The organism is Serratia sp. CY44782 (assembly GCF_052168715.1).
In the GTDB taxonomy this organism is placed as follows: domain Bacteria; phylum Pseudomonadota; class Gammaproteobacteria; order Enterobacterales; family Enterobacteriaceae; genus Serratia; species Serratia nevei.
The window spans coordinates 76,815-91,188 of the sequence record NZ_JBJNME010000012.1 but is presented as its reverse complement, the minus strand read 5'-3'; the positions used below and the strand labels follow the sequence as shown (position 1 = coordinate 91,188).

The 14,374-nt window shown below is 59.9% G+C and carries 15 protein-coding genes; 9 read left to right on the top strand and 6 right to left on the bottom strand.

What is annotated here, in order from left to right; all coding sequences use genetic code 11:
• Positions 1–5 precede the first annotated feature (5 nt).
• The 5 genes from fetB to ACJ8HT_RS21475 form a co-directional block, all read right to left on the bottom strand.
• Positions 6–779 (bottom strand): iron efflux ABC transporter permease subunit FetB, encoded by a 774-nt coding sequence (fetB, locus tag ACJ8HT_RS21495; protein WP_033645324.1) that lies wholly within the window; start codon positions 777–779, stop codon positions 6–8.
• Positions 766–1,443, bottom strand: a complete 678-nt coding sequence (fetA, locus tag ACJ8HT_RS21490; protein ID WP_194572279.1) for an iron efflux ABC transporter ATP-binding subunit FetA — start codon at positions 1,441–1,443, stop codon at positions 766–768. The genes fetB and fetA overlap by 14 nt, the downstream gene beginning before the upstream one ends.
• Before the next feature lie 190 nt (positions 1,444–1,633).
• Positions 1,634–1,921 carry a FaeA/PapI family transcriptional regulator gene (locus ACJ8HT_RS21485; RefSeq protein WP_049202857.1) on the bottom strand — a complete coding sequence of 96 codons (288 nt, stop codon included), beginning with the start codon at positions 1,919–1,921 and terminating at the stop codon, positions 1,634–1,636.
• A gap of 38 nt (positions 1,922–1,959) precedes the next feature.
• Positions 1,960–3,063 (bottom strand): FKBP-type peptidyl-prolyl cis-trans isomerase N-terminal domain-containing protein, encoded by a 1,104-nt coding sequence (locus tag ACJ8HT_RS21480; RefSeq protein WP_350429870.1) that lies wholly within the window; start codon positions 3,061–3,063, stop codon positions 1,960–1,962.
• 29 nt (positions 3,064–3,092) lie between these two features.
• Positions 3,093–3,506 carry a hypothetical protein gene (locus ACJ8HT_RS21475; protein WP_049202860.1) on the bottom strand — a complete coding sequence of 138 codons (414 nt, stop codon included), beginning with the start codon at positions 3,504–3,506 and terminating at the stop codon, positions 3,093–3,095.
• A 756-nt stretch (positions 3,507–4,262) separates the two neighbouring features.
• Here ACJ8HT_RS21475 and ACJ8HT_RS21470 point away from each other — a divergent pair.
• The 9 genes from ACJ8HT_RS21470 to pdxR all read left to right on the top strand — a co-directional run bounded on the left by ACJ8HT_RS21470 (position 4,263) and on the right by pdxR (position 13,284).
• Positions 4,263–4,793: a fimbrial protein gene (locus ACJ8HT_RS21470; protein ID WP_123892904.1), complete on the top strand. Its 531-nt coding sequence runs from the start codon at positions 4,263–4,265 to the stop codon at positions 4,791–4,793.
• 91 nt (positions 4,794–4,884) lie between these two features.
• Complete coding sequence (locus ACJ8HT_RS21465; RefSeq protein WP_194572277.1) at positions 4,885–5,436, top strand: fimbrial protein; 552 nt, start codon at positions 4,885–4,887, stop codon at positions 5,434–5,436.
• Positions 5,437–5,522: 86 nt separating this feature from the next.
• Positions 5,523–8,009: a fimbria/pilus outer membrane usher protein gene (locus tag ACJ8HT_RS21460; RefSeq protein ID WP_350429869.1), complete on the top strand. Its 2,487-nt coding sequence runs from the start codon at positions 5,523–5,525 to the stop codon at positions 8,007–8,009.
• Positions 8,010–8,033: 24 nt separating this feature from the next.
• Positions 8,034–8,780 (top strand): fimbrial biogenesis chaperone, encoded by a 747-nt coding sequence (locus ACJ8HT_RS21455; RefSeq protein WP_174137754.1) that lies wholly within the window; start codon positions 8,034–8,036, stop codon positions 8,778–8,780.
• 11 nt (positions 8,781–8,791) lie between these two features.
• Entirely contained in the window at positions 8,792–9,403 is a 612-nt protein-coding gene (locus tag ACJ8HT_RS21450; protein ID WP_194572275.1) for a fimbrial protein, read from the top strand.
• 14 nt (positions 9,404–9,417) lie between these two features.
• On the top strand, positions 9,418–10,422 hold the full coding sequence (locus ACJ8HT_RS21445; protein ID WP_197653342.1) for a fimbrial protein: 1,005 nt from the start codon (positions 9,418–9,420) through the stop codon (positions 10,420–10,422).
• A gap of 17 nt (positions 10,423–10,439) precedes the next feature.
• Positions 10,440–10,979: a fimbrial protein gene (locus tag ACJ8HT_RS21440; protein ID WP_038871490.1), complete on the top strand. Its 540-nt coding sequence runs from the start codon at positions 10,440–10,442 to the stop codon at positions 10,977–10,979.
• Positions 10,980–11,087: 108 nt separating this feature from the next.
• Positions 11,088–11,711 carry a helix-turn-helix transcriptional regulator gene (locus ACJ8HT_RS21435; RefSeq protein WP_126179839.1) on the top strand — a complete coding sequence of 208 codons (624 nt, stop codon included), beginning with the start codon at positions 11,088–11,090 and terminating at the stop codon, positions 11,709–11,711.
• A gap of 79 nt (positions 11,712–11,790) precedes the next feature.
• A complete protein-coding gene (pdxR, locus tag ACJ8HT_RS21430; RefSeq protein ID WP_197653341.1) occupies positions 11,791–13,284 on the top strand; it encodes a MocR-like pyridoxine biosynthesis transcription factor PdxR in 1,494 nt (497 codons plus the stop codon).
• Here the strand turns inward: pdxR and ACJ8HT_RS21425 are convergent.
• Positions 13,281–14,120: a DMT family transporter gene (locus tag ACJ8HT_RS21425; protein ID WP_197653383.1), complete on the bottom strand. Its 840-nt coding sequence runs from the start codon at positions 14,118–14,120 to the stop codon at positions 13,281–13,283. The genes pdxR and ACJ8HT_RS21425 overlap by 4 nt on opposite strands.
• Positions 14,121–14,374 lie beyond the last annotated feature (254 nt).

The window sequence follows — 14,374 nt, the reverse complement described above, 5'->3', positions numbered from 1 at the left end:
TGGCGTTACTTCAGGTTGCCGACCACCAGCTGGTGGCGCTCATTGTAAAACTTACGGTAGGCCAGATAGCAGGCGATGATGGTCGACAGGCTGGCGGTAGAAAGCAGCATGAAGGTCACCATAATCTGGTATTTGATCGCTTTCACCGGATCGATGCCGGCGAAGATCAGCCCGGACATCATGCCCGGCAGGCTAACCAGCCCAACGGTTTTCGCCGAGTCCACGGTCGGGATCAGCGAAGCACGGATGCTGTCGCGGATCAGCGCCGCCGAAGCGAACTTGGGCGTCGCCCCCAGGCTGAGCATCTCCTGAATCTTCTGCTGTTCGCTTTTGAAACGCTGGCCGAGGTTGGTGTAGCACAGCCCCACCGCCACCATGGCGTTACCGGCGATCATCCCGGAGATGGGGATCACCTGCATCGGCGTAAATTCGATGGAGCCGGTCAAGACCAGCACCGCCAGCGTCAGCACCGCGCCGGTGGTGATGGCGATAAACGACGTCACGAACGCGTGTTCGACGTACTTGCTGCGTTTCTTGGCGTTGTAGGCCGCGTTAAAGCAGATGAACAGCACCATCAACACGGTGAGCACCGCGTTATCCAGGTCGAAAATATACTTCAGCACGTAGCCGACGATGATCAGCTGCACCACCGCGCGGCAGATGCTCCAGATAATGTCCTTTTCCAGCGCCAGCTTTTCCCGGTGGCTGATCAGGATGGCGACCACCACCAGGACCATCGACAAGCCTAAAGATTCGTTGGTGATGTTATGCTGATTCATGCTGTTGCTCCTGTTGCTCGGCGCCGTGTGCGCGCAGGGTGATCACCTCATCCGCATGCGCTATCTCTTCGGTATCGTGCGTCACCCACAGCACCGCCAGCCGGTGTTCCGCCACCAGCTGATGCACTATCTCATTGACGTTGCGCTTATTTTCCTCGTCCAGCGCGCTGGTGATCTCATCGAGCAACAGCACCCGCGGCATAAACTGCAGGTTGCGGATCAGGGACACGCGCTGCTTCTCCCCGCCGGACAACTCATTGATGCTTTTGGTCAGCATCGCCTCCGGCAGCCCGAAACGTACCAGATCGGCCTTCATTTTGCGCTCGGCCGGCGGCTGTTGGCGGATCTGGTAGGGCAGCGCCAGATTGTCGTAAACCGTATTGCCGAACAGCGCCGGCGTCTGGAAGCAGTAAGAAACCTGCTTGCGATACGCCTCCGGCGACATCTCGGCGATCGACCGGTCGTCGAAATAGAGGTTTCCGCTCGTCGGATCCATTAAGGAAGAGATGATTTTCAGTAAGGTGCTTTTCCCGCAGCCGGAAGGGCCGGTGATCAATTTAAATTCCCCTTCCCCCAGCGTGAAAGAGACGGAGTCCAGGATCACCTGGTTGTCTATTTGATAATGAATATCATCCAATCTCAGTATGTCTTTCTTTTCCTTCATTGCGATGCCGGCTCCCTACACCTGTTCCCGTCTGAGCGATAAGTATATGGCTGCAAAAAACATCTTAGCAATGCCTGTGCGGCAGACAGGGCGCGAGAAGGTGGAGCGGCGGAGCGAAATGCCCCGCCAAATGGTAAGATTAATTAATGATTAGCTGTAGAAATAGTCAAAAGCGACCGCCAAGGTCGAATCACTCTTTTTTTAGCGCTGCCTGTTCGTCGCAGCTGTACCAACGTAGAGAATTATTGATGCTGCGGTGGGTGCAATGCACCTTGCCCTCCTTTTCCAGCGCCAGCAGCAGGGTGCGGGTGGTATAAATATTTTCGCCGCATTTATCCGCCAGTTCGCGCGTCTTCGGCCACTGCTCCGGCGGGGGATGATGCCCCCCAGACCCTTCCACACGATCCCTGCACAATCCTTGCAACACATTCAGCATCAGCGATTTTCTACTTTCAAACGTTTTCGGCGCCTTGGCCATAGCATTCCTCCTGAGTGGTTACTGCTGAGCTCCCCCGCTCATGACTGCACGTCAGCGATGCGCAGGGTATAAATCATCGTGGCGTCCGGAGGGATCGTCGGCGGACTGCCCTGCTTGCCGTACGCCAGCGCCGGCGGCACCACCAACGTGATCGAACCGTGGCGCTGCAGCTTTTCGATAGCGGCGCGAAACAGCGGCGGGTAGCGCGTCAACGGCTGCGAGATCACCGTCCCCGCCAGTTCCATATCTTTGACCACCCGGCCGTCGGTCAGGCTTTCGCGCACCACGATATCCACCCGATCGTCGGCGCCGATCGCCCCGCAGCCGGCATAGTCCACTCGATAGTAGAAACCGAGCGCATCTTGCTTGACCCCCTCCTGACGGGCGAAATCGGCCAGATAGGCCTTGCCGTCCAGAGGGGCAATTTGCGTCTGTTGCGCTTGCTGCAGCCGCTGCTGCGCCGTGTGCAAAGCGCTGTCGATAGCGGCTTCATCCAGCCGCAACCGCCCGGCCAGGGTATCGGCGATGCCCGCCAGCAACAGCTGCCGATCCGCCTCCAGCCCTGCGCGCCGGTTCTCCTGCTGCAGATGCAAAATGTCGCGCCCGAGCGATACGCCGGCGGCATACGCCTGTTTGTCCGACTCGCTGGCCAGCAAGGGCGGTTCGGTGGCCTGCTGCCGCTCGGCCAGCAAGGTGTCGATCCGCTGCTGCTGCTGCGCCACCTGCGCCGCCAACCTTGCGCTGCGCTGTTCGGCCCGCGTTAGCGAAGCGGCCAATGTGCCCACCTCAGGCACCGGCGCAACGGCTTGCCGCAATCCCTTCAGGGCATCGACCAGCGGCCGAATATCGACGACGGCCCGCTCCCGTTTCGGCGCCGCCTGAGCCGCCGCTAACTGCCGCTCCAACTGACGGATTTTCTCCACCTGCCGTTGCAAAGACTGCTTCAGTGAAGTTAAACGAACGCCGTCTGCCTCGACGATGGCAGCCGGTTTGGCGGCCGGTGCAGGCGCCGGTTTACGCGCGGCTTCTTCCTTGAGCGCGGCCGGCGGTGCCTGCCGTTGTTCGGCAAACTTCAACAGGGCGGGAATGCCGTCGTCGGCGGCGCAAGCGGCCCCGTTCGCCGCCAACAACAAAATGCCCATCGCCCATCCTTGCGCGCATCGCTTCATGGCTACAGATTCTCAACACGGCTGGACAGATCGGACATCAGCTCATGTTCGACGTCGGCGCAGAATTTCTCGGTTTTATATTGATAAAGAGCATCAATCGCTTTACGGGTGCTCTCATCCACGTTGCCACGTACCCCGGCATATCCGGAAGCATTGGAAAGTAGACCGTTAAAATAGGCGATGCGCTTCTGGTAACTTTGCGGATTAATATTCTTTAACGAATTAACTCGTTGTTGGCAAAGCGCAATGCGTTGCTCATCGGATTTATCATTAGGATTGTTCTGTGAAATTTTTTTCACAGAGTTCAGTTTTGTCTTGCTACCGCCCGCACAGCCAGACAACGCCATAAAAGACAGAAAAAATATAGTCAAACCCACCGTGCGGCGTCCGCCGCAAGCATTAATCATCGTTATCATTCCGTTTATAATCCTTTAATTGTCACTTAGGTCATCATTATGTGGCGAACGGCAGAGGTACATGCCTTAATTTGATTAATCAAAATAGGTTAGGTAGCGAAAAATCCCTATGTCGCAATGCGATAGAATAATTCACTACCGGTGAAATTGTTATTTAATTGTTAACCAATTAGATCTAAACGCAGACTAAACGCGAATAAGAAACCCAATCAATCGTGAACAGAAAATCACGAAACAACAATAAAAACAATGAATTATGTTTTATATTTTGTTTCTAACGGGAAATTCAGCATCTGCTGCCTAAGAGCGATATTAGCAAAACAATATTGTGAATTGTAGGTGCCACCCTATTTCACCCGATCTAATATCTCGCATATCGTTATTTATATAGTGATTTATACTGGATAATATTTGTATACGATCTATTGGTTTTAAAGCAAATATATTTCTTTTTCCTTTTAGTTTTATATTCTGAATTTGACTTAATTTAATAAAATCTATTTCCAAGCAATACTATTATTTGCAAGAATATTCCCAGCAACACGCCACACTTAAAACCCGTATTTTATTTACCAGAAATCCATTGTTGATTTTCCAAATCTCGTTATTTCTCACAAATAACGGATGTTGGCGTATTGCCCAGAGCAAAAGGATCTGGCTCCAACCGCACGGCCGGTGACATGGCGTTGCCGCCGCCGCGGGGGATTTAGATGTGCTGTTCTTTTTATTTAAAAACTCTCTACAGGAACCTGAGAAATGAAACTGAATAAATTAATGCTGGCAACCGTGATTGCTTTCGCTTCCGCATCTGTTGCGCATGCAGCACCAAATCAGGGCAGCGGTAAAGTCACCTTTACCGGCGAAATTATCGATGCGCCATGCAGCGTCGCACCGGAATCCGTTGATCAGACCGTGCCGATGGGCCAGATCAGCAGCCGTATCCTGGCCAACCAGGGCAAATCCAGCATGCAACCTTTCAGCATCGAACTGAAAGATTGCTCCATCTCCACCATGAAAAACGTCGAAGTGACCTTTACCGGCACGCCTGATCCGGTCAACAGCAAACTGCTGGCCCTGAGCGGCACCGCGACCGGCGCCGGCATCGTGATTTACGACAACCTGCACTCCAAAGAAGTGGAACTGGGCACGGCGACTGACGGCCAGGGCCTGAACAACGGCGACAACTCGCTGAAATTCGCCGCTTACCTGCAGGGCAGCAGCGCTTCTGCCGCCGTGGTACCGGGCGACTTCACCAGCGTGGCGAACTTCACCCTGGCTTACCTGTAATACCCCATAGGGGATGTCTCAGGGCATCCCCCGCTTTATTGCATGCCGAGGATACCGGCAAGGGAACAGGGAAAGACAGGGAGACGCCAGTATGACTATCCGCCTTTGCGGCCTGTTGCTCATCACGCTCAGCGTAGGCAGCACGGCGGCGGCAGCGAAAAATCAGGGACACGGCAAAGTCAGCCTGGGCGGCACCATCGTCGAAACGCCGTGCGGCATCGCCAGCGACAGCCTGGACCAAACCGTCGATTTTGGCCTGATCTCCATGACCGACGCCTCACAGGACGGACAATCGGTGCTGCTCGGCAGCCGCCGCCATTTCACGATAAAACTGGTGAACTGCGAGCTGGCAAGCCAGGTGAAACCTGACTTCGTCTATCGCGCGGCCAACGTCACGTTCGACGGCACCGCCGACAGCCGTGATCCCTCTCTGCTCGGCGTTTACGGCGAGGCGAAGGGTGTGGCTATCGAGCTGTTGACCGATGCCGGTACCCCGATCCCGCTCGGTAGCACGACGGCGGATTACCAGATCGTCGCCGGCGACAACACGCTGCGCTTCGGCGCGCAGTTGCGCCTGCATCCCGATAAGGCGCGGGCGGGCGGCTTCAGCTCTCTGGCCAAATTCACCCTGTCTTATCTCTAGCGCCGGCGGGCGCTGCACAGCATTACGAATTCAGGTCGCACGGATGACCTGCTATTGGGCGCGGACTTGCCATGAGTGATTATGCTATGACGTCATTACTGACACGGAAACACCTACCTCTCCTCGTCATTCTATCTTTCCTCTGGGTGCGTCCGGCATTTTCCGCCACGGAATTCAATACCGACGTCCTGGATATCGGCGAGCGCAGCAAAGTGGATCTTTCGCGCTTTTCCGACGCCGACTACGTCATGCCCGGCGCTTATCTGCTGGACATCAAGATCAACCAGAAAACGCTGCCTCAGCGCAGCATTCAGTATTTCCCGTCACAGGATAACAAGAGCGGCAGCCAAGTGTGCCTGCCGCCTGATCTGGTGGAAAAAATGGCGCTGAAAGAAGAAGCGGCCAAAAAAGTCACCCTGTGGCACGACAACCAGTGCGCCGACATTCGCGCGATCCAGGGTGCAACCGTCTCCGATCGCATCGGTGGCGGCGTGCTGGCGATCACCATCCCGCAGGCGTGGATGAAATACTCCGATCCCGACTGGACGCCGCCCGAGCAGTGGGATGATGGCATTCCCGGCCTGCTGCTGGACTACAACCTGAGCGGCCAGTTCGGCAAGCAAAGCCACAACAACAACACCGCCCAGAACCTGAGCAGTTACGGCACGCTGGGTGCCAATATGGGCGCCTGGCGCCTGCGCGCGGACTACCAGGCCAATTACAATCAGCAAGCCGGCGATCGCAGCACCGGTTTCGACTGGAACCAGATCTACGCCTATCGTGCACTGCCGATGCAGGCCGCCAAGCTGACGCTGGGTGAGATCTACCTGGATTCCGGGGTGTTCGACGCTTACCGCTTCACCGGCCTCAACCTGGCCAGCGACGAGCGCATGCTGCCGCCCAATCTGCAGGGTTACGCGCCGGAAGTGCGCGGCATCGCCAAAAGCAACGCCAAGATCACCGTCTCGCAGGAAGGCCGCACGCTGTACGAAACCACCGTGCCCGCCGGTCCGTTCGTCATCCAGGATCTCAACAGCTCGGTACGCGGCAAACTGGACGTCAAGGTCGAAGAGCAGGACGGCACCGTCTCGACCTTCCAGGTGGATACCGCCACCATTCCGTACCTGACCCGGCCGGGCTACGTGCGCTATAACGTGGCGCTGGGCAAAACCTCTGCCTACGACCACCGCACCCAGGGGCCGCTGTTTTCCGCCAGCGACTTCTCCTGGGGCTTGAGCAACGCCTGGTCACTGTATGGCGGAGCGCTGCTCGGTGGCGATTATAACGCCTGGGCGCTCGGCCTCGGCCGCGATCTGAACGTGTTAGGCGCCATGTCGGTGGACGTCACCCAGTCGATCGCCCGTCTGCCCGGCGAACCGACCGCCAGCGGCATGTCGTTCAAGCTCAACTACGCCAAACGCTTCGACGAACTGAACAGTCAGATCACCTTCGCCGGCTACCGCTTCTCGCAGCGCAAATTCATGAACATGTCGCAGTATCTGCAGGAGCGCTACGGCGACTACGACAAGAATTACAACGGCCGCCAGAAAGAGCTGTACACCATCACCGCCAGCAAAACCTTTATGGCGGAGGACAGCGCCAAGGCGATCACCGCCTATCTGACCTACTCGCACCAGACCTATTGGGACGCGCGAACCCAGGACCGTTACGGGCTGTCGACCAGCAAGCTGTTCAGCATCGGCGATATCAGCAACATCACTGCCTCGCTGTCGGCTTACCGTACCTACTACCAGGGCCGCACCGACGACAGCGTGATGCTCAACTTCACCGTGCCGATCGGCGATCGCCGGCGCGTCGGCTATGCGCTGCAAACCAACAACGGCGACGTCACGCAGACCGCGTCGTACAACGACTACAGCGATCCGGACAATACCTGGCAGGTCAGCGGCGGCTTTAATCAGTCCGGCAAATCGCTGGCACGTGGGTACTACACCCACAACGCCTCGTTCGGCTCGCTGAACGCCAGCGCCTCTTACCAGCAGGACAGCTATTCGTCGATCGGCGGCTCGTTCCGCGGCGGCCTCACCGCCACCCGGCACGGTATCGCGGCGCACCAGAACTCGAGCAACGGCGGCAGCCGCATGATGCTCGACACCGACGGCATCGCCGGCGTGCCGATCAACAACGGCCGCGCCTACAGCAACCGCTTCGGGCTGGCGGTGATTTCCGACATCACCAGCTACTACAACACCGACACCCGCATCGACGTCAACAAACTGGCGGACGACGTTGAAGCCACCCGCGCGGTGGTGCAAGGCACGCTGACCGAAGGCGCCATCGGCTACCGCCACTTCGAGGTGGTAAAAGGCAGCAAGCTGCTGGCCACCATTCGCCTCGCGGACGGCAGCGAACCGCCGTTCGGTGCCGCGGTGCTGAGCGAGAAAGGCCGCGAGGTCGCGGTGGTCAACGACGGTGGTTCGGTCTACCTGACCGGCGTGCAGCCGGAGGAAAAACTGGACGTCGCCTGGGAAGGCCAACGCCGCTGCCGCATCGTGATCCCGGGCGCCGCCAAGCCGCTGGACCAGCTGCTGCTGCCGTGCGCCACCCTGTAATCCGTAACGCTGAGAAATAATGACATGAACAAACACCCGATAACGCTACTGACCGCCGCCGGCCTGGCCCTGAGCGCCGTACTGCCCACCGCCGACGCGGCGATATCGCTGGATCGCACACGCGCCGTCTATGTGAGCGACGCCAAATCGATCAGCCTGAATATCGTCAACGAAAACAAAGAGCTGCCTTTCCTGGCGCAGTCCTGGCTGGAGAACGAACAGCACCAGAAAATCACCTCGCCGCTGGTGGTACTGCCGCCGTTGCAGCGCGTGGAACCGAGCGAACGCAGCGTGGTGCGTATCACCAAGACGCCGGAGGCGGATCGCCTGCCGCAGGATCGCGAGTCGGTGTTCTACTTCAACCTGCGCGAGATCCCGCCGAAAAGCACCAAAACCAACGTGATGCAGCTGGCGCTGCAAACGCAGATCAAGCTGTTCTACCGGCCGAAGGCCATCGTCGCGCCCAAGGGTGAAGTGTGGCAGGAAAAGCTGGTGTTCCGTAAAAGCGGCGGCACCGTCACCGTCGATAACCCGACGCCGTTTTACATCACCCTGACCGGCATGACGCGGCAGACGCAAAAACAGGGCGGCGGCGCAATCGGCGGCTTCCAACCGCTGATGCTGAAGCCGAAGTCCAGCGAAAGCCTCAAGCTGCACGACACCGGCATGAACAGCTTCGTCATCACCTACATCAACGACTACGGCGGCCACCCCGAACTGCGCTTCGCCTGCAACGGCAGCGTTTGCACCGCCGTGCCCGAGAAAAAATAAGGAGGTCCAGCATGGCTGAATTCACCGATCGACTGCGCCCGCTGCTGCTCGGCGCCCTGCTGTGCGGCGGCAGCGCGATGGCGGCAACGCCGCTGGGCGTGATCGAAGGCACCACCGGCACCGTCAGTTTTCACGGCGGCCTGCTCAGCTCCCCCTGCAGCCTGACGCCGGATAGCCGGGATCAGGCCGTCGATCTGGGCGACGTCAGCGCACGCGACTTCCGCAACGCCGGCGATCGCAGTACGCCGGTGCGTTTTCGCCTCTCGTTCCGCAACTGCCTGCTGGGCGCGCGCGCGTTGGCGGATAACCCGGCCGGCCCGCGCAACGGCGACGCCGGCCGCCTCTATCTGCAGGGAGAGCAGGCCGCGACGCTGGTATTTCTGGGCGAAAGCGACGTCGACAATCCGTCGCTGCTGAAGCTGAACGGCGGCGTACAGGGCATCGGCCTGCGGCTGCAAGACCAGCAGGGCCAGGCGCTGGAACTGAACCAGCGCAGCCGCCCCTACATTCTGCAACCCGGCAGCAACACCCTGTGGTTCAGCGCCAGCGTGGAATCCACCCAGCGAGCGGTGATGGCCGCCGGGTTCGCCGCCGTGGCGCACATTCAGGTGATTTACCTGTGAGGCTCGAGAACGCGATGAAAATGCAACTGACCAAACTTTGCCTGCCGCTGGCGATCGCGCTGGCGGCTCCCGCCGCCTGGGCCAACGGCTACGTCACGCCGGACGGCGGGGCGAAACCGTTCTATATCGATCTGAATCAAAGCAACATCACCAACCAGGTAGGGTTCACCAAAGTGTTCCCCTATTCATTAGGCGGCACCTATACCGGCAAGGCTTACTGCGACACGCCGATCCCCAGAAGCCCACACTTTTACAAGTCGGATTCGGCGCTCCCCCCATCCAGTTACGGCAACGGCTTCTTGCAGCTGAACGACTTCCTGGATTTAAAAGCCGAGGTGTGGATCGCCGGCTATAAGAAGGCCTATGTCACCGTGCCTTTTTACAACGAATCCAACGAGTACCCCAATCACAGCTGTACGCCGCCCTATGTGCAGGTCAACAACTATGAAAGCGGCTCCAAAGGCCGCATCACCTTCCGGGTGCGCAAAAAAATCATCAACGGCGTCGAGATTAACGATCGGCAGATCATCGAGATGTTCGGCCGCCTGGGCTCGACCGACGGCGGTTTCGGGCCCAACCCGATGGCGCAGGTGTTTATCCAATCCGCGATCCTCTACGTGCCGGATAAATGCGTGGTGAACGAAGGCCAGCTGATCAACGTGGAGTTCGGCGAGATCGGCGGCAGCGATCTTAACGGTTCGAACTACCCGCAAAGCATTCCGGTGCGCTTCCAGTGCGAAGGCGGCAGCTTTGAGGACGGTACGCTGAACATCAAACTGGCGGTCTCAGGCTCAGCGGCCTCTTTCAATAACGGGGTATTCAAAACCGACAAGAACGATCTCGGTATCCGGCTGACGCACAACGGCCAACTGGTCATCCCGAATGAGTTTTACCCGGTGCCGAATATCGGCAACGGCGGCTCCTGGAACCTGGTGGCAGCACCGTTCGCCAATGGCGGCGCAGAGATCGGCGAAGGGGAATTCAACGCATCGGCCACCATCGTGGCGGCATTCCAGTAACCGAGGGAGGAACGAAAATGCGTCTACGCGCTTTAGCGCTGCTGAGCTGCGTGCCCTGGTGGTTTACCGCCATGCCGGCGACGGCGAACACCGAGCTTATCGGCGCGCCGGTGCAGTTCCACGGCACCGTGGTGAGCCGACCGTGCAATATCGAACCGCAGTCCGCCGATCAACTGGTGGAGATGGGCACGGTGATCGTCAAAACCCTGTACCGCTACGGCCACACTACGCCGGTGCCATTCAGCATCAAGCTGACCGACTGCAAGACCACGGTATTCAAATCCGTCAGCGTGACCTTCAGCGGCACCGAAGACGGAGAGCTTCCGGGCAAGCTGGCGATCAACAACGGCGCGAACGGTGCCGCCATCGCCCTGTTCGATCATCAGGGTGCCGATATCGATCTGAATAAGGCCACCAGCGCCGTCGCGCTGCAAAACGGCCCCAACAGCCTGAATTTCACCGCCTATGTGCAGGGGCGGCCGAGTGCAATTCAGAACCAAAGTATTACCGAAGGCGAATTCACTTCCGTCGCCAATTTTGTGCTGGCGTACCAATAAGCCCGCACCATCCCAGGGAAATCAGGAAAACGACCGGCGCGCGAACGCCGGCGATTGGCCGTCACCGTTCGCTCCGGCGCGGTGCTGCGACCTTTTAAGGAGTCACCCATGCCAGATATTCGCTTCACGCTGTTCGACAGCGATAACTTCTACCAGCAGGGGCTGCGTCTGCTGCTGCAGGACTATCTGCACTCCCTGAACGAATGCCAGCGCCGGTATCCGCAGTTCTCGCCGCTGGCGCTGCAGGCGCTGGATAACATCGAAATCGTGTTCCGCACGCCGGAAGAGCGCTGGGGCTGCGCCAGCTGCTATCAGAGCCCCTACGGCATCCCGCGCCAGCGGCAGCTGACCCTGCTGATCCTCGACGACACGACTCAGCAACAGGTGAAAAACCTGTCGCCGCTGTTCAGCATTCATCGGCGCGATTCGGCCTATGCCATTCGCCTCAAGCTGCAAATGGCGTTGGAAAAATTCATCCAGCATCCGTGGATGGCGGTGCATGCCGCCGGCATGTGGAAATGCCAGGCCTGCCGCATCGCCGCGCTCAGCCACTGCGAGAAAAAGGTGCTGGGGTTGATGAGCAGCGGCATGTCCGCTTGCAGCATCGCCGGCCTGCTGCAGCGCAGCCAGAAAACCATCAGCGCCCACAAGCGTTCGGCGATGCGCAAGCTGAACGTGCGCAAAAACAGCGAGTTGAATAAGGTATTGCTGAATCAACGGGGGCTGAGCTGAACGACAACAGGCTCGCGAGTGACGCGAAAGTGGTTTACTCTGAATACTCATTTTCGCACTGAAAAACGAGCCGGAATGCATGCCCAGAACAGCCAAAGTCGTTGACGTCCCCGCCATCGGCGAGCTCGATCGCCAAGCGGGCCAGCTTAGCCACCAGCTGGCGCAGGCTCTGCGCCAGGCCATCCATCGGGGCGATCTGAAAGCGGGCGATCTGCTGCCCTCGACGCGCCGGCTGTCGGTAGCGCTGAATCTGGCGCGCGGCACGGTCTTGGAAGCCTTTGCGCAGCTGACGGCGGAAGGCTTTCTCGAACCGCAACCCGGCTCCGGCACCCGGGTCGCTCACTATCAGGCGCCGCACCGCACACCGTACGCCAACGTGCAGGCGAGTTCCGCGGTAGCGGTTCCGCTTTCTTCGCAGGCGCAACATCTGGCGCGTTTTGCCGCCCAGGCGCGGGCGTTGCCGCCGGTGCCGTTCACCGTCTCTGTGCCGATCGGCGATACCGCGCCCGACGATGTCTGGCGTCGGCTCGGCAACCGCATCCGGGCGCGCGGCCCCGGCGCCCCGTCGGGCTATGGCGAGCCGCTGGGCGCGCTGCCGCTGCGCGAAGCCATCTGCGACTATGTGCGCCGTTCCCGCTCGGTAAACTGCACGCCGCAGCAAGTCCTCATCACCTCTGGCACGCAACAAGGGCTCTATTTGGCTGCGCAGGTCCTGTTGGACGCCGGCGACAGCGCCTGGGTCGAAGATCCCGCCTACGCCGGCATTACCGCCATTTTCGACAGCCTATTTCGCGACCGCCGCATGGTCAGAGTGCCCGTCGACGATGACGGCATCGACGTCGCCGCTGGCGTGCGCCTGGCCGCCGATGCCCGCGCCGCCTTTGTCACGCCATCGCATCAATACCCGCTGGGCATGCCGATGAGCATGGCGAAAAGAAGCGCCCTGCTGGCCTGGGCCAGGGAGCGGCAGGCCTGGATCGTGGAAGACGATTACGACAGCGAGATGCGCTACGCCGGTCACCCTTTCCCGTCGCTGCAGGGGCTGGCGCCCGAACGGACACTCTATCTCGGCACCTTCAGCAAGGTGCTGTTTCCTTCGCTGCGGTTGGGTTACGCCATCGTGCCGCCAGCGCTGCTCGACGCTTTCTGCGGCGCCAGGATCCTGATGGATCGTCACCCTCCCAGCGCGGATCAACACGTGCTGGCCGCCTTCATCGCCGAAGGGTATCTCGACCGGCATATCCGCAAAATGCGCGGCGTCTACGCTGAGAAACGCCGGGTGCTGATCGAGGCGATCAACGCGCATATCCCCGCGGAGCTGGCGGTAGTGCAGCCCTGCGATCAGGGCATGCACATGGTGCTGTGGCTGAGGAAAGATCTCGACGACGTGCGGATCGCCCAGTGCGCCAACGAAGCCGGGTTGGCGCTGCGGGCGGTGTCGCCGATGTATGCGCCCGGCCACGGTGAGCCGGGCCTGGTGCTGGGATTGGGCGGTTATCACGATCGCCAGGTGCAGCAGGCGGTGGAACGGCTCGGCGAGGTGATCCGAGCCTGCGCCCGCAGCGGCGCCTAGCGGGAAAAGCGTTTGGCGCCGAACACGCAAACCACCACGCCGGCCATCACGGCGATCATCATCGGCTGGACGGTCTCATGCAGCAGCCAGCCCGCCAGCGCCAGGCCGAAGAACGGCTGCAGCAGCTGCAGCTGCCCGACGGCGGCGATGCCGCCCTGCGCCAGGCCGCGATACCAGAAAATAAACCCGATCCACATGCTGAACACCGAGACGTAAACCAGCGACAGCCAGGCGGCGCCGCTGATCACAGGCCAACCGGCCGGTGCCGCCAGCCAGGTGGCCGCCAGCGTCAACGGCAACGCCACCACCAGCGCCCAGGAGATCACCTGCCAGCCGCCGATCCGGCGCGACAGCACCGCCCCTTCGGCATAACCCAGGCCGCACAGCAACACCGCCCCGACCATCAGCGCATCCCCTTGCCAGGCACCGCCGCTCCCCTGGCTCAGCGCGAAGGCGCCCACCAGCGCGGCGCCGACGCCTGAGAAAGCCCAAAAAGCGGGCTTGGGCCGTTCTCCGCCGCGCAAGACGCCGAAACCGGCGGTCGCCAGCGGCAGCAGGCCGATATACACCAGCGAATGCGCCGACGTGGTGTGCTGCAGCGCCAGCGCCGTCAGCAGCGGAAAACCGATGACCACGCCGAGCGCCACAAACAGCAGCGGCGGCAAATCGGCCCGCGTGGGCCGCGCCTGGCGGGTGATCAATAGCGCGCACAGGGCCAACAAGGCGGCGATCGTCGCCCTGACCGCCGTCAGAAACAGCGGATCGAGCTCCAGCACCGCCACCCGCGTGGCGGGCAGCGAACCACTGAAGATAATCATGCCGAGGAAGCCGTTCATCCAGCCCTGGGCCGAATGCCCGACGGCGGGATGTGCAGGGGTAACAACGAGAGTTTTTTCAGACTGACTGTCCGTCATGTGAAGGCTCCGCACGCCTGAGGCATACCGAAATCGGCAACCCGCGAGGCGATGTCATAGTGAAAGAGAACATCGTTCCCCGGCGTCGCTTGCCGGGGCTAGGTTCTATTTTTCAGATAAAGCGGTTCACAGACAGGTCCAGATAGCGAGATTTTCACTGTGCCGGTTAGCAAAGC

Bases quoted from the DNA above. Each gene is read 5' to 3' on its own strand.
- ACJ8HT_RS21485 (WP_049202857.1), bottom strand. From the start codon at position 1,921: ATGGCCAAGGCGCCGAAAACGTTTGAAAGTAGAAAATCGCTGATGCTG.
- ACJ8HT_RS21460 (WP_350429869.1), top strand. From the start codon at position 5,523: ATGACGTCATTACTGACACGGAAACACCTACCTCTCCTCGTCATTCTA.
- ACJ8HT_RS21470 (WP_123892904.1), top strand. From the start codon at position 4,263: ATGAAACTGAATAAATTAATGCTGGCAACCGTGATTGCTTTCGCTTCC.
- ACJ8HT_RS21465 (WP_194572277.1), top strand. From the start codon at position 4,885: ATGACTATCCGCCTTTGCGGCCTGTTGCTCATCACGCTCAGCGTAGGC.
- ACJ8HT_RS21440 (WP_038871490.1), top strand. From the start codon at position 10,440: ATGCGTCTACGCGCTTTAGCGCTGCTGAGCTGCGTGCCCTGGTGGTTT.
- pdxR (WP_197653341.1), top strand. From the start codon at position 11,791: ATGCCCAGAACAGCCAAAGTCGTTGACGTCCCCGCCATCGGCGAGCTC.
- ACJ8HT_RS21480 (WP_350429870.1), bottom strand. From the start codon at position 3,063: ATGGGCATTTTGTTGTTGGCGGCGAACGGGGCCGCTTGCGCCGCCGAC.
- ACJ8HT_RS21445 (WP_197653342.1), top strand. From the start codon at position 9,418: ATGAAAATGCAACTGACCAAACTTTGCCTGCCGCTGGCGATCGCGCTG.
- ACJ8HT_RS21425 (WP_197653383.1), bottom strand. From the start codon at position 14,120: ATGAACGGCTTCCTCGGCATGATTATCTTCAGTGGTTCGCTGCCCGCC.
- ACJ8HT_RS21455 (WP_174137754.1), top strand. From the start codon at position 8,034: ATGAACAAACACCCGATAACGCTACTGACCGCCGCCGGCCTGGCCCTG.
- fetB (WP_033645324.1), bottom strand. From the start codon at position 779: ATGAATCAGCATAACATCACCAACGAATCTTTAGGCTTGTCGATGGTC.
- ACJ8HT_RS21475 (WP_049202860.1), bottom strand. From the start codon at position 3,506: ATGATAACGATGATTAATGCTTGCGGCGGACGCCGCACGGTGGGTTTG.
- ACJ8HT_RS21435 (WP_126179839.1), top strand. From the start codon at position 11,088: ATGCCAGATATTCGCTTCACGCTGTTCGACAGCGATAACTTCTACCAG.
- ACJ8HT_RS21450 (WP_194572275.1), top strand. From the start codon at position 8,792: ATGGCTGAATTCACCGATCGACTGCGCCCGCTGCTGCTCGGCGCCCTG.
- fetA (WP_194572279.1), bottom strand. From the start codon at position 1,443: ATGAAGGAAAAGAAAGACATACTGAGATTGGATGATATTCATTATCAA.